At 71.9% G+C, this 22,461-nt stretch carries 21 protein-coding genes; 17 read left to right on the plus strand and 4 right to left on the minus strand.

The annotated features are described in order from the left end of the window. Positions 1 to 17: 17 nt before the first annotated feature. Positions 18 to 1,820 carry a glycoside hydrolase family 15 protein gene (locus tag ACFY9E_RS36540; protein WP_390992326.1) on the minus strand — a complete coding sequence of 601 codons (1,803 nt, stop codon included), beginning with the start codon at positions 1,818 to 1,820 and terminating at the stop codon, positions 18 to 20. A 528-nt stretch (positions 1,821 to 2,348) separates the two neighbouring features. Here ACFY9E_RS36540 and ACFY9E_RS36545 point away from each other — a divergent pair. From ACFY9E_RS36545 to ACFY9E_RS36595, 11 genes are all read left to right on the plus strand, one after another. Beyond that, a complete protein-coding gene (locus ACFY9E_RS36545) occupies positions 2,349 to 4,007 on the plus strand; it encodes a CTP synthase (protein WP_352119912.1) in 1,659 nt (552 codons plus the stop codon). Positions 4,008 to 4,103: 96 nt separating this feature from the next. Continuing rightward, positions 4,104 to 4,730 (plus strand): NUDIX domain-containing protein, encoded by a 627-nt coding sequence (locus ACFY9E_RS36550; protein WP_390991980.1) that lies wholly within the window; start codon positions 4,104 to 4,106, stop codon positions 4,728 to 4,730. Between the two features lie 636 nt (positions 4,731 to 5,366). Continuing rightward, complete coding sequence (locus ACFY9E_RS36555) at positions 5,367 to 7,406, plus strand: tetratricopeptide repeat protein (protein WP_390991983.1); 2,040 nt, start codon at positions 5,367 to 5,369, stop codon at positions 7,404 to 7,406. A gap of 137 nt (positions 7,407 to 7,543) precedes the next feature. After that, the gene (ald, locus tag ACFY9E_RS36560) at positions 7,544 to 8,668 is read left to right on the plus strand and encodes an alanine dehydrogenase (protein ID WP_390991986.1); all 1,125 of its coding nucleotides are present in this window, start codon (positions 7,544 to 7,546) and stop codon (positions 8,666 to 8,668) included. 413 nt (positions 8,669 to 9,081) lie between these two features. Further along, positions 9,082 to 10,209 carry a ParA family protein gene (locus tag ACFY9E_RS36565; protein ID WP_283973253.1) on the plus strand — a complete coding sequence of 376 codons (1,128 nt, stop codon included), beginning with the start codon at positions 9,082 to 9,084 and terminating at the stop codon, positions 10,207 to 10,209. After that, a complete protein-coding gene (locus tag ACFY9E_RS36570) occupies positions 10,194 to 10,787 on the plus strand; it encodes a hypothetical protein (RefSeq protein WP_390991989.1) in 594 nt (197 codons plus the stop codon). Before ACFY9E_RS36565 ends, ACFY9E_RS36570 begins: the two co-directional genes overlap by 16 nt. Before the next feature lie 18 nt (positions 10,788 to 10,805). Beyond that, a complete protein-coding gene (locus ACFY9E_RS36575) occupies positions 10,806 to 11,903 on the plus strand; it encodes a segregation/condensation protein A (protein WP_390991992.1) in 1,098 nt (365 codons plus the stop codon). Continuing rightward, positions 11,900 to 12,586: an SMC-Scp complex subunit ScpB gene (gene scpB / locus ACFY9E_RS36580; RefSeq protein ID WP_390991995.1), complete on the plus strand. Its 687-nt coding sequence runs from the start codon at positions 11,900 to 11,902 to the stop codon at positions 12,584 to 12,586. The genes ACFY9E_RS36575 and scpB overlap by 4 nt, the downstream gene beginning before the upstream one ends. After that, positions 12,586 to 13,704 (plus strand): pseudouridine synthase, encoded by a 1,119-nt coding sequence (locus ACFY9E_RS36585; protein ID WP_390991998.1) that lies wholly within the window; start codon positions 12,586 to 12,588, stop codon positions 13,702 to 13,704. The genes scpB and ACFY9E_RS36585 overlap by 1 nt, the downstream gene beginning before the upstream one ends. An 80-nt stretch (positions 13,705 to 13,784) precedes the next feature. Next, on the plus strand, positions 13,785 to 14,504 hold the full coding sequence (locus ACFY9E_RS36590) for an NUDIX domain-containing protein (protein ID WP_390992001.1): 720 nt from the start codon (positions 13,785 to 13,787) through the stop codon (positions 14,502 to 14,504). Further along, positions 14,501 to 15,520, plus strand: a complete 1,020-nt coding sequence (locus ACFY9E_RS36595) for an ADP-ribosylglycohydrolase family protein (protein ID WP_390992004.1) — start codon at positions 14,501 to 14,503, stop codon at positions 15,518 to 15,520. The genes ACFY9E_RS36590 and ACFY9E_RS36595 overlap by 4 nt, the downstream gene beginning before the upstream one ends. Before the next feature lie 9 nt (positions 15,521 to 15,529). On the opposite strand, the gene ACFY9E_RS36600 is transcribed toward ACFY9E_RS36595, so the two are convergent. Further along, positions 15,530 to 15,970: a Rieske 2Fe-2S domain-containing protein gene (locus ACFY9E_RS36600; RefSeq protein ID WP_390992007.1), complete on the minus strand. Its 441-nt coding sequence runs from the start codon at positions 15,968 to 15,970 to the stop codon at positions 15,530 to 15,532. 179 nt (positions 15,971 to 16,149) lie between these two features. Between ACFY9E_RS36600 and aroH the strand changes: the two genes are divergently transcribed. The 6 genes from aroH to der all read left to right on the plus strand — a co-directional run bounded on the left by aroH (position 16,150) and on the right by der (position 20,854). Beyond that, complete coding sequence (gene aroH, locus ACFY9E_RS36605) at positions 16,150 to 16,512, plus strand: chorismate mutase (protein ID WP_184844540.1); 363 nt, start codon at positions 16,150 to 16,152, stop codon at positions 16,510 to 16,512. Beyond that, entirely contained in the window at positions 16,509 to 17,594 is a 1,086-nt protein-coding gene (locus ACFY9E_RS36610) for a prephenate dehydrogenase (protein WP_390992010.1), read from the plus strand. Before aroH ends, ACFY9E_RS36610 begins: the two co-directional genes overlap by 4 nt. Before the next feature lie 97 nt (positions 17,595 to 17,691). Further along, entirely contained in the window at positions 17,692 to 17,883 is a 192-nt protein-coding gene (locus ACFY9E_RS36615; protein WP_390992013.1) for a hypothetical protein, read from the plus strand. Between the two features lie 91 nt (positions 17,884 to 17,974). Then, the gene (gene cmk, locus ACFY9E_RS36620; protein ID WP_390992016.1) at positions 17,975 to 18,637 is read left to right on the plus strand and encodes a (d)CMP kinase; all 663 of its coding nucleotides are present in this window, start codon (positions 17,975 to 17,977) and stop codon (positions 18,635 to 18,637) included. Further along, on the plus strand, positions 18,634 to 19,281 hold the full coding sequence (locus ACFY9E_RS36625; RefSeq protein WP_390992019.1) for a 1-acyl-sn-glycerol-3-phosphate acyltransferase: 648 nt from the start codon (positions 18,634 to 18,636) through the stop codon (positions 19,279 to 19,281). Before cmk ends, ACFY9E_RS36625 begins: the two co-directional genes overlap by 4 nt. A gap of 79 nt (positions 19,282 to 19,360) precedes the next feature. Continuing rightward, positions 19,361 to 20,854, plus strand: a complete 1,494-nt coding sequence (gene der / locus ACFY9E_RS36630; RefSeq protein WP_390992022.1) for a ribosome biogenesis GTPase Der — start codon at positions 19,361 to 19,363, stop codon at positions 20,852 to 20,854. Positions 20,855 to 20,915: 61 nt separating this feature from the next. Here the strand turns inward: der and ACFY9E_RS36635 are convergent, their stop codons facing one another. Together ACFY9E_RS36635 and ACFY9E_RS36640 are read right to left on the minus strand one after the other, a co-directional pair. Beyond that, positions 20,916 to 21,302: a hypothetical protein gene (locus ACFY9E_RS36635; RefSeq protein WP_390992025.1), complete on the minus strand. Its 387-nt coding sequence runs from the start codon at positions 21,300 to 21,302 to the stop codon at positions 20,916 to 20,918. Between the two features lie 85 nt (positions 21,303 to 21,387). Beyond that, positions 21,388 to 22,170 (minus strand): hypothetical protein, encoded by a 783-nt coding sequence (locus tag ACFY9E_RS36640; RefSeq protein ID WP_390992028.1) that lies wholly within the window; start codon positions 22,168 to 22,170, stop codon positions 21,388 to 21,390. Between the last annotated feature and the right edge of the window lie 291 nt (positions 22,171 to 22,461).

The following is a 22,461-nucleotide window of genomic DNA, read 5'->3' on the forward strand; positions in this document are numbered from 1 at the left end:
CCCGCGGGCCGCCCCGCTCAGCCGCCGTACGCGCCCGAAGCCGTCAGGCGCAGCGCCGTGTCGATGAGCGGCACGTGGCTGAACGCCTGCGGGAAGTTGCCCACCTGACGCTGCAGCCGCGGGTCCCACTCCTCGGCCAGCAGGCCGAGGTCGTTGCGCAGGGACAGCAGCTTCTCGAACAGCTTGCGGGCCTCGTCCACGCGTCCGATCATCGCCAGGTCGTCGGCCATCCAGAACGAGCAGGCCAGGAACGCGCCCTCGTCACCGGGCAGGCCGTCCACGCCCTCGTCGCCGCCCGAGGTCGGGTAACGCAGGATGAAGCCGTCCGGCGTGGACAGCTCACGCTGGATCGCCTCGATGGTGCCGATGACCCGCTTGTCGTCCGGCGGCAGGAAGCCCATCTGCGGGATCAGCAGCAGGGAGGCGTCCAGCTCCTTCGAGCCGTACGACTGCGTGAAGGTGTTGCGCTCCTTGTCGTAGCCCTTGTCGCACACGTCCCGGTGGATGTCGTCGCGCAGCTCGCGCCAGCGCTCCAGCGGGCCGTCCGCGTCACCGGACTCGATGAGCTTGATCGTGCGGTCGACCGCCACCCAGGCCATCACCTTGGAGTGCACGAAGTGGCGGCGTGGGCCGCGCACCTCCCAGATGCCCTCGTCCGGCTCCTGCCAGTGGTCCTCCAGGTAGCGGATCAGCTTCAGCTGGAGCAGCGCGGCGTAGTCGTTGCGCGCGAGACCCGTCATGTGGGCCAGGTGCAGGGCCTCGGTGACCTCGCCGTAGACGTCCAGCTGGAGCTGGTGCGCCGCGCCGTTGCCGACCCGGACCGGGCCGGAGTGCTCGTAGCCGGGCAGCCAGTCCAGCTCCGCCTCGCCCAGCTCGCGCTCGCCGGCGATGCCGTACATGATCTGCAGGTTCTCCGGGTCGCCGGCGACGGCCCGCAGCAGCCACTCGCGCCAGGCGCGGGCCTCCTCGCGGTAGCCGGTGCGCAGCAGCGAGGACAGCGTGATCGCCGCGTCGCGCAGCCAGGTGTAGCGGTAGTCCCAGTTGCGGACGCCGCCGATGTCCTCCGGCAGGGAGGTGGTCGGCGCGGCGACGATGCCGCCGGTCGGGGCGTACGTCAGGGCCTTCAGCGTGATCAGCGAGCGGACCACGGCCTCCCGGTAGGGGCCGTGGTACGTACAGTGGTCGACCCACTCGCGCCAGAAGTCCTCCGTGGCCTCCAGCGACTGCTCCGGCTCGGGCAGCGGCGGCGGCTCCTTGTGCGAGGGCTCCCAGGAGATCGTGAACGCGATCCGCTCGCCCGGGGCGACCGTGAAGTCCGCGTAGGTCGTCAGCGACTTGCCATAGGTCTCCGCGGATGTGTCGAACCACACGGAGTCGGGACCCGCGACGGCCACCGTGCGCCCCTCGTGCTTGTGCACCCACGGCACCACCCGGCCGTAGGAGAACCGCATCCGCAGCGCGGAGCGCATCGGCACCCGGCCCGAGACGCCCTCCACGATCCGGATCAGCTGCGGGGCGCCGTCACGCGGCGGCATGAAGTCGGTCACCCGGACCGTGCCCCGCTGGGTGTCCCACTCGGACTCCAGGATCAGCGAGTCACCCCGGTAGCTGCGCCGCGCCGCGGTGGGCGGCTCCTGGTCGGAGGCGTACGCGGGACCGAGCCGCCAGAACCCGTGCTCCTCGGTGCCCAGCAGGCCGGCGAAGATGGCGTGCGAGTCGAAGCGGGGCAGGCACAGCCAGTCGACTGTCCCGTCCCGGCAGACCAGGGCAGCGGTCTGCATGTCTCCGATGAGTGCGTAATCTTCGATGCGCCCGGCCACGTGCAACTCCAGTCGAACGGCCACGTCACCCCGCGAGGGGGCTGTCGCTAGTGCGGTCAAGGGGGGTTTTCAGCAGGTCCAGCAATGCGTCGTTGAGCGATGAAGCAAAACAGGTCACTCAGCCGTGATGCAAAGCGCCAATTGTTGCTCAACGAACTGACGAGCTCACGTTGTTCCGGTGGTTACGGGCGGGGGGTGGTGCCGTTGGGCCGGACGGGCTCGGCAGCGAGTGTCCGAGCAGGATACGACGCACGCGGGTGATCCGGGTGCCCGTCCAGGCAAGGCGGGTACGCCGAACGAGTGAGCAGCGGGTGAGAGACCGGTGTCGACGACCGTCTCCGTGTCGGAATGTGTGCGGAGCGTGGCCGGAAGCCATCCCCCCGCGGCGCTGATACGCTGGTAGCCCGTGGACCGGTGGGCCCCTTCCCGACAGGGAACCCCCGAACCGCAGCGACGGCGCCCCGGAGCATTCCGGCGGCGAGCCGCACCGCACCCCCAGACCGCGACCACGGGAGCCCCGTCTTGGCCATGCCGCCCGCCGCTTTTCGTAACTCGACGACCAAGCACATCTTCGTCACCGGGGGTGTCGCCTCCTCGCTCGGCAAGGGCCTGACGGCCTCCAGCCTCGGCATGCTGCTCAAGGCCCGGGGCCTGCGCGTCGTGATGCAGAAGCTCGACCCGTATCTGAACGTCGACCCCGGCACGATGAACCCCTTCCAGCACGGTGAGGTGTTCGTCACCAACGACGGCGCCGAGACCGACCTGGACATCGGCCACTACGAGCGCTTCCTCGACCGCGATCTCGACGGCTCCGCGAACGTCACCACCGGCCAGGTGTACTCGACCGTGATCGCCAAGGAGCGGCGCGGCGAGTACCTGGGCGACACCGTGCAGGTCATCCCGCACATCACCAACGAGATCAAGCACCGCATCCGCCGCATGGCGACGGACGAGGTCGACGTCGTGATCACCGAGGTCGGCGGCACGGTCGGCGACATCGAGTCGCTTCCGTTCCTGGAGACCGTCCGCCAGGTCCGGCACGAGGTCGGCCGTGACAACGTCTTCGTCGTCCACATCTCGCTCCTGCCGTACATCGGTCCCTCGGGTGAGCTGAAGACGAAGCCGACCCAGCACTCGGTTGCGGCCCTGCGCAACATCGGTATCCAGCCGGACGCCATCGTGCTGCGCTGCGACCGCGAGGTGCCCACCGCGATCAAGCGGAAGATCTCGCTGATGTGCGACGTCGACGAGGCCGCCGTCGTCGCCTGCCCCGACGCCCGCTCGATCTACGACATCCCGAAGACCGTGCACGGCGAGGGCCTGGACGCCTACGTCGTCCGCAAGCTCGACCTGCCGTTCCGGGACGTCGACTGGACGACCTGGGACGACCTGCTCGACCGCGTCCACAACCCCGACCACGAGATCACCCTCGCCCTGGTCGGCAAGTACATCGACCTGCCCGACGCCTACCTGTCGGTCACCGAGGCGCTGCGCGCCGGCGGCTTCGCCAACCGTGCCCGCGTGAAGATCAAGTGGGTCACCTCCGACGACTGCAAGACCCCGGCCGGCGCCGCGGCGCAGCTCGGCGACGTCGACGGCATCTGCATCCCCGGCGGCTTCGGCGAGCGCGGCGTGACCGGCAAGGTCGGCGCCATCCGCTACGCCCGCGAGAACAAGGTGCCGCTGCTCGGCCTCTGCCTCGGCCTGCAGTGCATCGTGATCGAGGCCGCGCGCAACCTCGCCGACATCTCCGACGCCAACTCCACCGAGTTCGACCCCGCCACCGGGCACCCGGTCATCTCCACCATGGCCGAGCAGATGGACATCGTCGCCGGTGAGGGGGACATGGGCGGCACCATGCGGCTCGGCATGTACCCGGCGAAGCTGGCCGAGGGCTCCATCGTGCGCGAGGTGTACGACGGCAAGGAGTACGTCGAGGAGCGCCACAGGCACCGCTACGAGGTGAACAACGCCTACCGGGCGGAGCTGGAGAAGCAGGCGGGCATCCTGTTCTCCGGCACCTCGCCGGACGGCAAGCTCGTCGAGTACGTCGAGTACCCGCGCGACGTCCACCCGTACCTGGTCGCCACGCAGGCTCACCCGGAGCTGCGCTCGCGCCCGACGCGTCCGCACCCGCTGTTCGCCGGGCTCGTCAAGGCCGCGGTCGAGCGGAAGACTTCGAAGTAACACACCAGTTGTACGGTGGCCGGGGTGCATCCCTTCAAAGGGTGTGCACCCCGGTTTCGTTTCGGCAGGTCGCGCAGGGCACGTGGAAGGACAGGCATGACGATCAAGGACACCCCGGAGGCGTGGGAGATCCGGGCGACCCAGACCCCCTTCGTGGGCAACAAGACCTCCGTCCGCACCGACGACGTGGTCATGCCCGACGGCACCGTGGTCGGCCGTGACTACCAGGTCCACCCCGGCTCCGTGGCCGTCCTCGCCCTCGACGAGGCCGACCGCGTCCTGGTCCTGCGCCAGTACCGCCACCCCGTGCGCCACAAGCTGTGGGAGATCCCGGCCGGGCTGCTCGACGTCCCCGGCGAGAACCCGCTGCACGCCGCGCAGCGCGAGCTGTACGAGGAGGCGCACGTCAAGGCCGAGGACTGGCGGGTGCTGACCGACGTCTACACCACGCCCGGCGGCTGTGACGAGGCGGTGCGGATCTTCCTCGCGCGCGATCTGTCCGAGGCCGAGGGCGAGCGCTTCGCGGTCGAGGAGGAAGAGGCCGACATGGAGCTCGACCGGGTGCCGGTCGAGGACCTCGTGCGGGGGGTGCTGGCCGGCGAGCTGCACAACAACTGCCTGGTCGTGGGCGTCCTCTCCCTGGTCGCCGCACGGGGCGGTGACGGCCTGGACGCCCTGCGCCCGGCCCAGGCCCCGTGGCCGGCCCGTCCGTTCGAGGCCTGAACCCTCCGGGGCTGAGGGGTTCCTGAACCGTCCGGGGGCTGAGGGGTTCCTGATTCGCCCAGGGCGGCGTGCCCGTGTCCGGGCCGCGACGGGCGTCAGCCGCCGGACGCACAGCGGGGCCGCGTGCTCGACCGCTCCGCCGGGCGCGTTGTCGCCCGTACCGGGCCATCGCCCCGTACCGACTATCGGCGGCCGGTGAGCCGGGGGGCGCCCCGCGGGATGCGGAGCGACCCCCGAGATGAGGTCTCCGGTCGTCCCGGTCTCCGGTCGTCCGGGTGGCCCGCGAGACCGCCGTCGCCACGGCCCGCCGCTGCGCGACCCGGCGCCGGGGTGGTCGGGCGCGGCCCGTGCCCGGACGAACGGGGTGGGCACCGCGTCCGGCGCCGGCCCCGCGTGCAGGGCGGGTACGGAACCCGGGCACGGGCCCGGCTCCGTCCGCCGCCCGGCACGGTCTCCTCGGGGTGAGGCCGACCGCAAACCCCGCGATGTGAAGATCGGCTGATCCGATCGGGGGAAGGGCCGTCCCGCCCCCCGCGCTCCACCCGGGAACGTTGCAGAGCGTGAACTAGGCTCTGTGGCACGCCCGAACCGGAGTCCCGGCGGGCTTGCGTGTGCGGTGGGACGGGAGTGTGGCCCGTGACGGATCAGGTCGTGGAGACAGGCGACGTGCGGCCGGCCGGGCGCGCTGCCGGGGAGATCGAGTTCCTGGGCCGCACACGGGAGTTGAAGGAACTGCGCGCCGACATCGAGCGTGCCGGACTGGACACCCTGGCGGGCCGCAAGGCACCCCGCGCGCGCGTGCTGCTCATCGCGGGACGGCCCGGCTCGGGCCGCACCGCGCTCGCCGAGGAACTCGTCCGGCAGGTCGCGGACCGTTACCCCGACGGGGTCCTGCGCGCCCGCCTCACCGACCCCGACGGCACTCCGGTACCCGTCGGACGTGCCGCCCGGGACCTCCTCACCGCCCTGGACGAGCAGGCGCCCGCCGGAGCCTGTGAGGACGACCTCACCGACGCCCTGCGCACCGCCCTGGCCGACCGCCGCACCCTGCTCCTGCTGGACGACGCGGCCGACGCCGAGCAGGTCGACGCCCTGCTGCCCGACACCCCGGACTGTCTCGTCGTCGCGGTCTCCGAAGGCCCGCTGACCGGCATCTCGGACGTCCGCCCCTGCACCCTGGGCGGCCTGGACGCCAAGTCCGGCGTGGAGCTGCTGACCCGGCACACCGGCTCGGTCCGCATCACCGTCGACCCCCGGGCCGCCGAGGGCCTGGCCGAGGAGTGCCAGGGGCAGCCCGCCGCGCTGATGCTGGCGGGCGGCTGGCTCGCGGCCCGCCCCAAGGCCGCCGTCTCCGACCTCGCCAAGCAGCTGCGCGCCGAGGACACCGAGGGCACCGCCCTGACCCGGGTCTTCCGGCTCGCCCACGCCGCCCTGCCCGCGACCGCCGCCCGGATGCTGCGCCTGCTCGCCCTCGCCCCGGCCGGGCTGGTCGATCCGCAGACCGCCTCCGCGCTCGTCGGCTGCTCGGTCGGCAGGGCCCGTACCCTCCTGGACGACTTCGTCGCCCTCGGCTTCCTGCACGCGGTGGACTCCCCGCTGCCGCAGTACGAGGTGCCCGGTTGCCTGCACCCCCATCTGCGGGTCCTCGCCGAGCACCACGAACGCCCCGCCGAGCTCCAGCTGGCCCGCGCCCGCATGCTGGAGCGGACCGTACGGCTGCTCCAGGCCTGCCGGGCCATCACCGAGACCGACAGCCCCCAGGCACGCCAGAAGCTCCTCGACATGCCGCGCGCCCTGCGCTTCCCGACCCCGCGGGCGGCCGCCGAGTGGCTGCGCCTGACCCGGCCCGCCCTGCTGGCCTCGGCCCGGCTCGCGGTCGCCGACGGGGAGCTGGACACCCTGGCCCGACGGCTGATGTCGCAGCTGGTCCGGGCGATGGCGGCGCACATCGGCACCCAGGCCGCCGCGCCCGACCTCTACGACATCCACGGCATGGTCCTCGACGTCGCCGAGCGCCGGAACCTGCCCCGTGAGCGGGCCGCCGCCCTGCTGAACCTCGGCGACCTCGACGCCCGCACGGGCCGCACGGCCGACGCCCTGGCGCGCTACCGGGTCGCGCTGGACGCCGGGCGTGAGGTGAACGACCCGTACGCGACCGGCCGCGCGATGGAATCCGTAGGCGGCGCGCACCTGGAGCTCGGCGACTACGACCGGGCAGCCGACTGGTTCGGTCGCGCCCTGGTCGAGCGGCTCGCCCGGGACGAGCGCGCCGAGGCCGCCCGGCTCTACGGGCGGATCGCCGCGGCCCACACCTTCGCGGGCCGCTACGGCGAGGCCCTGCGGAACTGGCGCGCCGCGATCGCCGGGCACCGCAAGAACGGCGATGTGGCCGCCCAGGCACGGGCGCTGAGCGAGCTGGCGCGGGTCCAGGAGTACGCGGGCCGGCCCGAGGAGTCGCTGCGCACCTGCCGCGAGGCCGTGGAGTGGGCGCGGCGCGCCGAGGACCCGCGGCTCCAGGCCGCCCTGCATCTGCGGGTCGCCGACACCCTCGAACACCTGGGTGATCCCGCGTCGGCCGGGCTGCACCGGGGCGCCGCCGAGCGGATTCTCGGCGACTCAAACCTTCAAAATGAACCCGACGCCTGCGAAATCCGTACCGCATCAGCTGAAGATTGATGCAATGAAAGGCTAGACAGCGAGAACACCTTCATTAGACTGGCTCTGCCGCACGTTCTCCTGCGGTCTCTCCCGGTGTGCCCGTGCGTGCCCGGGTATGTCTTAGTAAGACCCCCATACCCTCTGAGCCAAGGACCGTGATCGACGTGAAGGTCGGCATCCCCCGCGAGGTCAAGAACAACGAGTTCCGGGTGGCCATCACCCCCGCCGGTGTGCACGAGCTGGTGCGCCACGGCCACCAGGTCGTCATCGAGCGCGGCGCCGGCGTCGGCTCCTCGATCCTGGACACCGAGTACGTCGCCGCCGGTGCGCAGATCCTGGACACCGCCGACGAGGTGTGGGCCGCCGCCGACCTGCTGCTGAAGGTCAAGGAGCCCATCGCGGAGGAGTACCACCGCCTCCGCAAGGACCAGACGCTCTTCACCTACCTGCACCTGGCCGCCTCCAAGGAGTGCACGGACGCCCTCCTGGAGTCCGGCACCACGGCGATCGCCTACGAGACCGTCGAGCTGCCCAGCCGCGCGCTGCCGCTGCTGGCCCCGATGTCCGAGGTCGCGGGCCGGCTGGCCCCGCAGGTCGGCGCCTACCACCTGATGCGGGCCAACGGCGGCCGGGGCGTGCTGCCCGGCGGTGTCCCCGGCGTGCTGGCCGGCCGGGCCGTCGTGATCGGCGGCGGTGTCTCCGGCTGGAACGCCGCGCAGATCGCCATCGGCATGGGCTTCCACGTGACCCTGCTCGACAAGGACATCAACAAGCTCCGCGAGGCGGACAAGATCTTCGGCACCAAGATCCAGACCGTCGTCTCGAACGCCTTCGAGCTGGAGAAGGCCTGCCTGGAGGCCGACCTCGTCATCGGCGCGGTGCTGATCCCCGGCGCCAAGGCCCCGAAGCTGGTCACCAACGAGCTCGTCTCGCGGATGAAGCCCGGAAGTGTTCTTGTCGACATCGCGATCGACCAGGGCGGCTGCTTCGAGGACTCCCGTCCGACCACCCACGCCGAGCCGGCCTTCCAGGTCCACAACTCGGTCTTCTACTGCGTCGCCAACATGCCCGGCGCGGTGCCGAACACCTCCACCTACGCGCTGACGAACGCCACGCTGCCGTACATCGTCGAGCTGGCCAACCACGGGTGGGTGGGCGCCCTGCGTCGCGACCCCGCGCTGGCCAAGGGTCTCAACACGCATGACGGCAAGGTCGTTTACCGCGAGGTCGCCGAGGCGCACGGCGTGGAGCACGTGGAGCTGTCCTCGCTGCTCGGCTGAACCCTCGCAGCCGGTAAGTCGGCTAAGTAACCAACCGGCAAAGGCGATACGTCAACACCGGTCGTCAACGCCGCGCACCCGGCCGGACCTTGCCCGACAAGGTCCGGCCGGATGTGTGTATGGTCACTTCGCGATTCTCGAGCAACTCGCCTCGAACGTAACCCTTCAACCGATTCGCACACCGGTGAAACCTGCCGTGCGACGGCCGTACGCCCTTGACAGCCGGATGTTTCATTGCCGACACATCGGGCCGGGTCCGGCGGATTGTGTTGCTGCGGACGCCCGACACGCCATAGAGTCGCCAATCGTCGGCATGGTGCCACGCTGACCTGTCTAGAAGTTTCCTGGTCACCAAGGAGGTAAGACGACTTGTGAATGAGTCGACATTTACTCCCGGGGGTGGTCAACCAGGAATGCCTGCACGGGACCAGGGTCCCGCGGGGTTCGAGGCTGTCGGCTCCGTCGCTGTGCGCACCTTCGCAGCCCACCAGAGTCAGCAGGCGACTCACACAGCACACCAGAAGATGGATGGCCATCACGTGAACGCCATGGCCGGCGACGGAAGTGGCGCGCCCCACAACCACTTCGCCGACTACGACGAACTGCCCGAGGGGCACTTCTACGACCCCGACGCGGAGTACGAGCCCGACCCCGAGTACGCGGCCACTCTCGCGCCCGACGCGGCCAGACAGCGCCGGGAGCGGGTCGGCCCGACCGGGCGCCCGCTGCCGTACTTCCCGATCCCGGGGCCGCTGCCCGACCACGGCCCCGCGAAGATCATCGCGATGTGCAACCAGAAGGGCGGCGTCGGCAAGACCACGTCGACCATCAACCTGGGTGCCGCGCTCGCGGAGTACGGACGCCGGGTCCTGCTCGTGGACTTCGACCCGCAGGGCGCGCTGTCGGTCGGACTCGGTGTCAATCCGATGGAGCTCGACCTCACCGTCTACAACCTGCTCATGGAGCGGGGGATGGCGGCCGACGAGGTGCTGCTGAAGACGGCGGTCCCCAACATGGACCTGCTGCCCAGCAACATCGACCTGTCGGCGGCCGAGGTCCAGCTGGTCTCCGAGGTCGCCCGCGAGTCGACGCTGCAGCGCGCCCTGAAGCCGCTGCTGCCCGACTACGACTTCATCGTCATCGACTGCCAGCCCTCGCTCGGCCTGCTCACGGTGAACGCCCTGACGGCCGCCCACAAGGTGATAGTGCCTCTGGAGTGCGAGTTCTTCGCACTGCGCGGTGTGGCCCTGCTGACGGAGACCATCGAGAAGGTCCAGGAACGGCTCAACCCGGAGCTGGAGCTCGACGGCATCCTCGCCACGATGTACGACTCGCGCACGGTGCACAGCCGTGAGGTGCTCGCGCGGGTGGTCGAGGCGTTCGACGACCACGTCTACCACACGGTCATCGGGCGCACGGTCCGCTTCCCGGAGACCACGGTCGCCGGTGAGCCGATCACCACGTACGCCTCCAACTCCGTCGGCGCCGCCGCCTACCGTCAGCTCGCCAGGGAGGTGCTCGCCCGGTGTCACGCCGAGTGAGTCTGCCGGGGGCCGACGAACTCTTCCGTACGACAGGGGGGATGGCGCTTCAGTCGTCCCAGCCCAGGCGTCAGGCCAACGGTGACGCCCGGGTGCCCGCTCCGGCGGGGGAGGGCGACGCCGCGGCGGCCGCGGAGGACGCGCCGCAGTCGGTGCCCGCGCAGGGTGGCGACGGCGAGGGCGCCGAGCATGTCGCGGCGGACGCCGAACCGGCCGAGGCCGGGGAGGCCCACAGCCGTTCCGCGGCCGCCGAGCGCTCCGGCTCCGCCCGTCGGCAGACGGCGCAGGAAGGTTCTGCCGCCGGGACCGCGGGTGCCGCGGGAGCCACGTCGCGCAAGCGCGGGCGCAACCCCTCGCGCCGCCCCAGCGGCCGTGAGCGGCACGACGAGAAGATCACGGTGTACGTGTCGGCCGAGGAGCTCATGGACCTGGAGCACGCCCGTCTCGTGCTCCGCGGCGAGCACGGCCTGGCCGTCGACCGCGGACGCATCGTCCGCGAGGCGGTCGCCGTGGTCCTCGCCGACCTGGAGACCCGTGGAGACGCCAGCATCCTCGTACGACGACTGCGCGGGCGGTAGCGGTAGCCTGCGGGGGCCATGACCTCGAACGCTTCCCCACCACCCCCCGGCGGCCGGTCCGGCCGCCGGCGTGCGCTGGGCCGGGGAGCGGCGGCTTCGCAGGCGCCCGCGCCGGCTGAGCCGGCACAGGCCACGGGGAGCCAGGCCGCGGTGGTGGATCCGGTCGTCGTGGAGGCGCCGGCCGCCGAGGAGCGGCCGGTCGCGCTCGCCGCGGAGCAGTACGCCGCCGGGGAGCCCCAGGCCGCTTCCCCCGCGGTCGCCTCCGCGCCGCCCCCGGCCGCACCGGCCGACGGCACCGACGCCGACGGCGGGGTCTTCAAGGTCCGGCTCGCCAACTTCGAAGGGCCCTTCGACCTGCTGTTGCAGCTGATCTCGCGGCACAAGCTGGACGTCACCGAGGTCGCGCTGTCGAAGGTGACCGACGAGTTCATGGCGTACATCCGGGCCATGGGGCCGGACTGGGACCTGGACGAGACGACCGAGTTCCTGGTCGTCGCCGCCACGCTGCTGGACCTGAAGGCCGCGCGGCTGCTGCCCGCCGCAGAGGTGGAGGACGAGGGCGATCTGGCGCTGCTCGAAGCGCGGGACCTGTTGTTCGCCCGGCTGCTGCAGTACCGGGCGTACAAGCAGATCGCCGACATCTTCAGCGGACGCCTCGACGACGAGGCCCGGCGCTACCCGAGGACCGTCGGGCTGGAGGCGCACCATGCCGAGCTGCTGCCCGACGTCGTCATCAGCATCGGCGCGGAGGGCTTCGCGAAGCTCGCCGTGAAGGCGATGCAGCCCAAGCCCAGGCCGCAGGTCTACGTCGACCACATCCACGCCCCGCTGGTCAGCGTGCAGGAGCAGGCGCAGATCGTCGTGGCCCGGCTCAGGGAGCTCGGCGAGGCCGGCTTCCAGGGCCTCGTGGCGGACACCGACGACACCTTGACCATCGTGGCGAGGTTCCTCGCCCTGCTGGAGCTGTACCGAGAGAAGGCCGTCGCGCTGGAGCAGGAGACCGCGCTCGGGGACCTGCTCGTACGGTGGACCGGCGGGGACGGGGACGAGACCCCGACCGTCACCGACGAGTTCGACCGGCCGCCCGAGCCGCCGAAGGAGGAGAAGAAGGCGTGAGCGAGCGAACGACCGACCTGCCGGCCGGGCCGCGTACCGTCGCCGATCTCGACCTCAAGCCGGCCCTGGAGGCCGTCCTCATGGTCGTGGACGAGCCGGCGACCGAGGAGCACCTCGCGAAGATACTGGAGCGGCCCAGACGCCAGATCGCGGACGCCCTGCGCGAGCTGGCCGACGAGTACACCGTGCAGGGCCGAGGATTCGAGCTGCGCCACGTCGCGAACGGCTGGCGCTTCTACACCCGGGCCGCGTTCGCCCCGGCCGTCGAGCGCTTCGTCCTGGACGGCCAGCAGGCCCGCCTCACCCAGGCCGCCCTGGAGACCCTGGCCGTCGTCGCCTACCGGCAGCCGGTCAGCCGCAGCCGGGTCTCGGCCGTCCGCGGAGTCAACTGCGACGGTGTCATGCGCACCCTCCTCCAGCGCGGTCTGATAGAGGAGGCGGGCACGGAACCCGAAACAGGTGCGATCCTGTACACGACGACGAACTACTTCCTGGAGCGGATGGGCCTGCGCGGTCTGGACGAGCTCCCGGAACTCGCGCCCTTCCTCCCGGAGGCGGAGGCGATCGAGGCCGAGACCCAGGAGGGCGTACCGTCGTTCGACCCGGACGCGCCCGACGACGACGCGCCGGGCCGCCCGGTGAGCCCGGGGACCCACGACGAAGACGACCAGACGGAACTTTGATGCGAAGCAGCAGCGGCAGGAACAGCAGCGGAAACAACGGCGGGAGCCGTGGTGGCAACAGCGGCGGCCGCGGCGGGAGTGGTGGTGGTCGCGGCAACTTCCGCGGCGCCGGCAACAACCGCGACGACAAGCAGGGCAGTGGCCGTCCTAAGAAGCCGCGCCCCGAGGAGCGCCGCTACGACGTGGGCCCCGGGGCGACGAAGGACGGCCCCAAGGCCGGTCGCGGCGGTGCCGCGCGCGGCGGCGCCAAGGGCGGTCCCAAGCAGCCCCAGAGGCAGGGGCGCACGGCCCCGGCGCGCCCCCGTGAGTACGAGGCGCAGATCGAGGAGCGCAACCGCGACCGGTACGCCGGCAAGAAGGAGGTCAAGCTCCCGAAGACCTTCCCCGGCGCCGAGCAGGAGGGCGAGCGGCTGCAGAAGGTCCTCGCCCGCGCGGGCTTCGGCTCCCGGCGCGCCTGCGAAGAACTGATCGAGCAGGCCCGGGTCGAGGTCAACGGCGAGATCGTCATGGAGCAGGGCAAGCGGGTCGACCCGGAGAAGGACGAGATCAAGGTCGACGGGCTGACCGTCGCCACGCAGCGCTACCAGTTCTTCTCGCTGAACAAGCCCGCCGGTGTCGTGTCGACCATGGAGGACCCGGAGGGCCGGCAGTGCCTCGGTGACTACGTCACCAACCGCGAGACCCGGCTCTTCCACGTGGGCCGGCTCGACACCGAGACCGAGGGCGTCATCCTGCTCACCAACCACGGCGAGCTGGCGCACCGGCTGACCCACCCGAAGTACGGCGTGAAGAAGACCTACCTCGCGCACATCGTCGGGCCCATCCCGCGCGACCTGGGCAAGAAGCTCAAGGACGGCATCCAGCTGGAGGACGGCTACGCGCGCGCGGACCACTTCCGGGTCGTCGAGCAGACCGGCAAGAACTACCTCGTCGAGGTCACCCTCCACGAGGGGCGCAAGCACATCGTGCGCCGGATGCTGGCGGAGGCCGGCTTCCCGGTCGACAAGCTGGTGCGGGTCGCGTTCGGGCCGATCACCCTGGGCGACCAGAAGTCGGGCTGGCTGCGGCGGCTGTCCAACACCGAGGTCGGGATGCTGATGCAGGAGGTCGACCTCTAGGCACCACCGCCTCCGAGGGCTTGTGCGTCACCTGCACCCCCTTTTATAGTCAGAGCGACTATAAAAGGGGGTGCAGGTGCATGGACGGCTACGACAAGTACGCCCACGAACCCTTCGCCGTCACCGTCGACCTGGCCGTGTTCACCCTCCGCGAGGGCGCGCTGCACGTGCTGCTCGTCGAGCGCGGGCAGGAGCCGTACGCCGGGCGCCTGGCCCTGCCCGGCGGGTTCGTGCAGCCGGACGAGTCCGCGGAGACGGCCGCCCGGCGTGAACTCGCCGAGGAGACCGGCCTGTCCGACGTCTCCGGGCTGCATCTGGAGCAGCTGCGGACCTACAGCGAGCCCGGCCGTGACCCCCGGATGCGGGTCGTGTCGGTGGCCTTCGCCGCACTGCTGCCCGACGCACCCGAGGCGCACGGCGGCAGTGACGCGGCCCGGGCCGACTGGCTGCCGTACGGCACGGCGGGGCCGCTCGCCTTCGACCACGACCGCATCCTGGCCGACGCCCACGACCGCGTCGGCTCCAAGCTCGAGTACACCGGCCTCGCCACCGCCTTCTGCCCGCCCGAGTTCACCCTCGGCGAGCTCCAGCAGGTCTACGAGACCGTGTGGGGCACCGCACTCGACCGGCCCAACTTCCGGCGCAAGGTGCTCGCCACGCCGGGCTTCGTCGAACCCGTCCCGGGTGCGGCGCGACTGACCGGCGGCCGGGGCAAACCCGCCGCGCTGTACCGCGCCGGCACCGCCGCCGCCCTTCACCCGCCTCTCCTCCGGCCCGCCCGGGAAGGACGCCCCGCATGACCACGCTCGTCCACAAGCAAGCCGCCACCGGAGCGCTCACGGGCCTCGCCCTCGGGGATGCGCTGGGCTTTCCGACCGAGTTCAACGACGTGCCCTCGATCCTCGCGAAGTGCGGACCGTGGCGGGAGATGGAGCTGCCCGAGCGCGCCTTCGTCTCGGACGACACGCAGATGACGCTGGCGCTGGGCCGCGCGGTCCGGACGGCGATGGACCGGGGGCTGCTCACGCCGCTGCGACTGGCCCGGCCCCTGCGGGAGGAGTTCGTGGACTGGTACCAGTCCCCGGAGAACAACCGGGCTCCGGGCCGCACCTGTCTGAAGGCCTGCATGCTGCTGAAGGACGAGACCCGCCCCTGGCAGGACGCCAGCCAGATCCACTCCAAGGGCTGCGGTGCCAACATGCGCGTCGCGCCCCTGGGGCTGGTGCCCGGCCTGAGTGACGAACAGCGGGCCGGCGCCGCCCAGTTGCAGGCGGCGCTGACACACGGGCATCCCACGGCCCTGGCGGCCTCCGACCTCACCGCACACGCCGTACGCCTGCTCGCGCAGGGCGCCGAGCCGACCGGGCTGGTCGGCCTGCTCCGCTCGTACGCCCTGGAGAACCGCGGTCACTACCACGAGCGCTGGCTCGGCGACCTGTGGCGCCGGGCCGAGGACCCGAGCCCCGAGCGGTTCATCGCGCGCGGCTGGGACGAGTGCCTGGAGGCCCTCGACCGGCTCCAGCACGCCGTGCGCACCGTCTCGCCGGAGACCGACCCGTGCCTGGCCACCGGCGAGGGCTGGATCGCCGAGGAAGCCCTGGCGACCGGGCTGCTGTGCTTCCTGCTCTTCGTCGACGAGCCGGTGACGGTCCTGCGGCGGGCTGCCTGCACCGTCGGCGACTCGGACTCGATCGCCTGCCTCGCGGGCGCCTTCGCGGGCGCCTACCGGGGCGCGGAGGCCTGGCCCACCGAGTGGGCCGACCGCGTCGAGTACCGGAGCGACCTGCTCACCCTCGGGGCGCTGTGGGACGCGTGAGGAGGGCCCTCACGCCAGGCGGATCGAGTTCCCCTCCACGGTGATCTGCTCGGCGGGCAGCGGCCGCGTCGCCGGCCCGTGAGCCACCGCGCCGTCGGCGATCTCGAACCTGCTGCCGTGGCAGGGGCAGTTGATCGTGCCGTCGGAGACGGACCCCACCGTGCAGCGCTGGTGGGTGCAGATCGCCGAGAAGGCCTTGAACCGGCCCTGCTCCGGCTGGGTCACCACGATCTCCTCGTCCTTGAAGATCTTGCCGCCGCCGACCGGGATCTCGTCGATGTTGGCCAGGACCGGGCCGGGGGGCCCGCTGGACGCTCCCTCGCCGGTGGGGGAGTCCGTGGACGCGGAGCCTTTGTCGCCGCCGCCCCCGCCGCAGGCCGCGACGAGCGCCGCCGCACCTGACGCGCCCGTGGCGAGGAGAACCGTGCGGCGCGTGGTCTCGTAGCTCATGTCGTCACTCCGGAAGTGCCAAAGAGAGGATGAATCAGAGTGTGGTTCATTTTGCACTGAACCTACCCAAAGCTCTCTAACCCGGCGTCTCATCGGACGGGCGCCGCGCACCCGGGCCGCGCGGGCTGACTAGGCTGGCCGGAGGCAGAGCGACACGTACGTCAGCAAGGAGCATCGCCGTGGCGGTACGAGCGGTCCGGGGCGCCGTCCAACTCGAACGGGACGAGGCCGGGCACATGGACGAGCAGGTCGGAGCCCTGCTCACGGAGATCCTCGAGCGCAACGATCTCGCCGCCGACGACCTGATCAGCATCTGGTTCACGGCCACGCCCGACCTGCACAGCGACTTCCCGGCGGCCGCCGCCCGCAAGCTGGGCATCGTCGACGTCCCGCTGATCTGCGCCCAGGAACTGGACATCGAGGGCGCCATGCCGCGCGTCGTCCGTGTCCTCGCGCACATCGAGTCCGACCGGCCCCGGGCCGGCATCGCCCACGTCTACCTCGGCGCCGCGGCCGCCCTGCGCAAGGACATCGCCCAGTGAGGACCGCACTCGTCATCGGCACCGGCCTCATCGGGACCTCCGCCGCCCTGGCGCTGTCCCAGCGGGGCGTCACCGTGCACCTCGCCGATCCGGACCCGGAGCAGGCCCGTACGGCGGCCGCGCTCGGCGCCGGGACGGACGAGGCGCCGGACGGGCCCGTCGACCTCGTGATCGTCGCCGCCCCGCCCGCGCACGTGGCCGACGTGCTCACCGACGCCATGCGCCGCGGCGCGGGACGCGGCTACCTCGACGTCGCCAGCGTCAAGGGCGGGCCGCGCCGCGAGCTGGAGGAACACGGCCTCGACCTGTCCGCGTACATCGGCTCCCACCCCATGTCGGGACGGGAGAAGTCCGGCCCGCTGGCCGCGACCGGGGACCTCTTCGAGGGCCGCCCCTGGGTGCTGACCCCGACCCGGGACACCGACACCGAGGTGCTGAACCTCGCCCTGGAGCTGGTCTCGCACTGCCGTGCGGTGCCGGTGGTGATGGACGCCGACGCCCACGACCGTGCCGTCGCCCTCGTCTCCCACATGCCCCACCTGGTCTCCAGCCTGGTCGCCGCGCGGCTGGAGCGCGCCGAGGAGACCGCCGTACGGCTGTGCGGTCAGGGCATCCGGGATGTGACGCGGATCGCCGCCTCCGACCCCCGGATGTGGATCGACATCCTCTCCGCGAACCCCGCGCCCGTCGCCGACCTGCTCACGGACGTCGCCGCCGACCTGGAGGAGACCGTGCGGGCCCTGCGCGCCCTGCAGTCCTCCGACGAGCACAAGCGCCGCGAGGGCGCCGGCGGGATCGAGGACGTGCTGCGGCGCGGCAACGCCGGGCAGGTCCGCGTCCCCGGCAAGCACGGGTCCGCGCCCCGGGCCTACGAGGTCGTGGCCGTGCTCATCGACGACCAGCCGGGACAGCTCGCCCGGATCTTCGCCGACGCGGGCATGGCCGGCGTCAACATCGAGGACGTACGGATCGAGCACGCGACAGGTCAGCAGGCGGGTCTGGTGCAGTTGATGGTGGAGCCGAAGGCGGCCCCGGTGCTGAGCGCTGCGCTGCGGGAACGGGGCTGGGCGCTCCGGCAGTAGGAGTCCGGCCGGTTCGTGCGCCGCGTCCGGGGGCTGCCGCCCCGGCCCCCGCTTCGGCCTGAACGGCCTCGCCCGCAAGCGACGGACGGGCTTGGACGTGGCCGGTGCCATGGTCCATCGCGCGCCGGACGGGCCGGGCCGGATGGGGCTGCGCATCGTCGTCAGCCCGCGCCCGACGGGGCGGGTGCGGCCGGGCGGTGTCGTCGGCCCCGCACCGGACGGGGCGGGTGCGGCAGGTCGCCGCACCCGGCCGCGCGCCGTCGCCGTGGACGCGCGGCCGGACGAGTGACCCGCACCCAGTAACCTTGTGCGGGGCAGTCGCGCCCTCACCCCGCCGAGCCCGGTTCAGGAAGGTCCCCACTGTGGAAAGCGCCACGCCAGTGATTGTCGCCATCGACGGCCCGTCCGGCACGGGCAAGTCGAGCACCTCGAAGGCCGTGGCGGCGCAGCTGGGGCTGAGCTACCTGGACACCGGCGCCCAGTACCGGGCGATCACCTGGTGGATGGTGAACAACGGCATAGACATCGACGACCCGGCGTCCATCGCCGCCGCCGCGGGCAAGCCCGAGATCGTCTCCGGTACGGACCCGGAGGGGCCGACCATCACCGTCGACGGCGTCGACGTGGCCGGCCCGATCCGCACCCAGGAGGTCACCTCCAAGGTCAGCGCCGTCAGCGCGGTGCCCGAGGTGCGCGCCCGGATCACCGAGCTGCAGCGGTCGATCGCCGCTTCCGCGGAGCAGGGCATCGTCGTCGAGGGCCGGGACATCGGCACCACGGTGCTGCCGGACGCCGACCTCAAGATCTTCCTCACCGCCTCCCCCGAGGCCCGCGCCGCCCGCCGCAGCGGCGAGCTGAAGGGCGCCGACGTCCACTCCACCCGTGAGGCCCTGATCAAGCGGGACGCCGCCGACTCCAGCCGTAAGACCTCCCCGCTCGCCAAGGCGGCCGACGCCGTCGAGGTGGACACCACCGCGCTCACACTGGCCCAGGTCATCGAGTGCGTCGTCACCCTCGTCGAGGAGAAGCGGGCCGGAAAGTGACCGAACTGCCATCGGCGCGGGGCGCCGAGGTCGGGCGGCGCATCGGCGTCGGCCTGATGTACGGGCTGTGGAAGCCGCGCGTGCTCGGCGCCTGGCGCGTGCCGGCCGGCGGCCCGGTGATCCTCGCGGTCAATCACTCCCACAACATCGACGGCCCGATGGTCATGGGCGTGGCGCCCCGGCCGACGCACTTCCTGATCAAGAAGGAAGCGTTCATCGGGCCGCTGGACCCCTTCCTGCTCGGCATCGGGCAGGTGAAGGTCGACCGCACCACCACCGACCGCACGGCGATCACCCAGGCGCTGGGCGTCCTGGCGGGCGGCGGCGTGCTCGGCATCTTCCCGGAGGGCACCCGGGGTGAGGGAGACTTCGCCTCGCTGCGCGCCGGGCTCGCCTACTTCGCCGTGCGCAGCGGCGCCCCGATCGTCCCGGTGGCCGTGCTGGGAAGTTCCGGGAAGCGGGGACGGTTGATAAAGGGGCTGCCTCCGCTGCGCTCGCGCGTCGACGTCGTCTTCGGCGAGCCCTTCGAGGCGGGCGACGGCAGCGGACGCCGGACGCGCAAGGCGCTGGACGAGGCGACCGGGCGCATCCAGAAGCAGCTCGCGGCCCACCTGGAAAACGCCAGGCGCCTGACCAGGCACTGAGCGACACTGAGTAGTGGATCAGCCCGAACACAGCGGGTACTCCACCGACCACCACGATGAACGACGAGGTACGGACTTCATGAACGACCACATCCAGCCCGACGGCTCGGACGCGTCCGAGGGCGCGTACGAGCACGACCACGGGGCGCTCGGCGACGCCGAGTTCGCGGAGTTCATGGAGCTCGCCGCGGAGGAGGGCTTCGACCTCGAGGACGTCGAGGGCGCCCTCGAGGAGGCGGGCCACGGCCCGCTGCCCGTGCTCGCCGTCGTCGGCCGCCCCAATGTCGGCAAGTCGACTCTGGTGAACCGCATCATCGGGCGCCGCGAGGCCGTCGTCGAGGACAAGCCGGGAGTCACCCGCGACCGGGTGACCTACGAGGCCGAGTGGGCCGGCCGCCGCTTCAAGGTCGTCGACACCGGCGGCTGGGAGCAGGACGTCCTCGGTATCGACGCCTCCGTGGCGGCCCAGGCCGAGTACGCCATCGAGGCCGCCGACGCGGTCGTCTTCGTCGTCGACGCCAAGGTCGGCGCCACCGACACCGACGAGGCCGTCGTCCGGCTGCTGCGCAAGGCCGGCAAGCCGGTCGTGCTGTGTGCCAACAAGGTGGACGGCCCGAGCGGCGAGGCCGACGCGGCCTACCTGTGGTCGCTGGGCCTGGGGGAGCCGCACCCGGTCTCCGCGCTGCACGGCCGGGGCACCGGCGACATGCTCGACCAGGTCCTGGAGGTGCTCCCCGAGGCGCCGCGCCAGACGTTCGGCGCGGGCGGCACCGGCGGACCGCGCCGCATCGCCCTCATCGGCCGCCCGAACGTCGGCAAGTCCTCCCTGCTGAACAAGGTGGCGGGCGAGGAGCGCGTCGTCGTCAACGAGCTGGCGGGCACCACCCGTGACCCGGTCGACGAGCTCATCGAACTCGGCGGTGTCACCTGGAAGTTCGTCGACACGGCGGGCATCCGCAAGCGCGTCCACCTCCAGCAGGGCGCCGACTACTACGCCTCGCTGCGCACCGCCGCCGCCGTCGAGAAGGCGGAGGTCGCGGTCATCCTGATCGACGGCTCCGAGTCCATCTCGGTGCAGGACCAGCGGATCGTGACCATGGCCGTCGAGGCCGGCCGCGCGATCGTCCTCGCGTACAACAAGTGGGACACCCTCGACGAGGAGCGCCGCTACTACCTGGAGCGGGAGATCGAGACCGAGCTCGGCCAGGTGGCGTGGGCGCCGCGGGTGAACGTCTCGGCGCGCACCGGGCGGCACATGGAGAAGCTGGTCCCGGCGATCGAGACGGCCCTGGCGGGCTGGGAGACCCGGGTGCCGACCGGCCGGCTGAACGCCTTCCTCGGCGAGCTGGTCGCCGCCCACCCCCACCCGGTCCGGGGCGGCAAGCAGCCGCGCATCCTGTTCGGCACCCAGGCGGGCACCAAGCCGCCGCGGTTCGTGCTGTTCGCCTCCGGCTTCATCGAGGCGGGCTACCGGCGTTTCATCGAGCGCCGCCTGCGCGAGGAGTTCGGCTTCGACGGGACGCCGATCCACATCTCCGTGCGGGTGCGCGAGAAGCGCGGCAAGAAGAAGTAGCGCGAAGCACCGGAAAGGGCGGCCCCGAACGGGGCCGCCCTTTCCGGTGTCCGGTGCTCGCTCAGACGCCGCCGCGCCGCCCCGGCGGCAGCGCGGCCGGTACGTAGTGCATGCCCGTGCCGTGCGCGATGGTCCCGACGCGCTGCCACTGCGGCTGCTGCCCTGCGGCATGGCGGGCGCTCTGGGCACCCGCGCTGTAGGCGCTGTACGAGCTGCCGTACGTCCCTCCGTACGAGCCCGAGCCGTGCGGGGGGTTCCCGAAGGCGGTGAAACCCAGCTTCTCCTCGCCACTGCGGTCGCCGGGAAGTGCGCGGAAGGACTTGACGTACTCGGCGTAGAGCGCGTCGTAGATCGGCGTGGCCGATGGGCCGCCCTGGGAGTCCTGAGCCGATCGCGCGGACGGGATCGGCGTGAAGGACTGGCGGCGGGAAACGTCGTATGCGTGCACGTATGTCCAAACGACCCCGCGGGTCAAGGGATGCGGCCCGGATACGGCTTTCGCAGGTGTACGGCGTGCGTGGGTGACGCGCGGCTCAGGTGCCGGCCAGCGGCAGCGCCGAGGCGACCAGCTTTCCGTTCGCCGCAGCCTTGTCCAGCGCGTCCCGCAGCAGGTCCTCGCGCGGCTGGCGGCCGATCGAGCCGGCGGGCGCGGCGAACATCAGCACCTGCTGGTGCTTGTTGGCGGCTGCGCGCCAGCCCTCGGTCACCTGGAGCGGCTGGTGCGCCTGCCACCAGGCCACCGGCTGGCCGCCGTTGCCGCCCGGCTGGAGCACCGCGTGCAGCTGGCCCACGGCGAGCAGCACCGACCAGCCGTGCAGCACCGGCGGTACGGCCGACAGCTCGGTCAGCGGCATGAAGCCCTGTTCGATGAGCAGCGGCAGGAAGTCGTCGCCGGCACCGGTCGCGCCGGGCCGGGCGATGGGCCCGGTCGGCTCCACCACCAGGGCCGGGTGCAGCTCGCCGGCGATCAGGACGAGTCCGCTGGTCACGCCGAGCACGGCCTGCTCGGGCACCACCTTGTCGGGCTCCAGGTCGACGGTGTCGCCGGCGATGGACTTCACGGCGCCCCGCAGCTGCTCCTCGGTGACCTGCACGACCTGCGAGGGCAGGCAGCCGGCGTGGGCGAAGGCGAGGACGGCGGTCTCGTCCCCGATGAACAGCACGGTGCTGGTGCGCTCCTGGTCGGAGTCGCCCGGAGTGCGGCAGGACGTGCAGTCGTAACTGCCCGGGGCGGTCTCTCCGGCGAGCAGGCGGTCGGCTTCTTCGTCGCCGATCTCGGCGCGTACCTCGTCGCTGACGTCGAGCATGCGCGGCACGGGTGGCTCCCTCGGGGATGCGGTGCGTGGCAAAGCCGGGTGGCTCCCGGCCCGTGGTCCGGGTAGGTCCCGGCTCATGAAGAAGACAACGGGCGATCTGTGGCGGGAGTCACGCCCCAGGGCGAACGGAATCGAACCATCCAGCGCGCAGGGTCACGCTCGGCGCGGAATCGCGCACTCACCGTCAACTCCGCACAGGGAGGCGGATGTTGAGAGGGTGAAGTGGGTCACAGGCCGAGGGGGCGGTTGGTCGACAAATCCGGAAATCCGCGAATGAAGTGGGTGTCCGGA

Origin of the sequence: Streptomyces sp. NPDC012466, from assembly GCF_042955215.1 — a bacterium.
Taxonomy (GTDB): Bacteria; Actinomycetota; Actinomycetes; order Streptomycetales; family Streptomycetaceae; genus Streptomyces.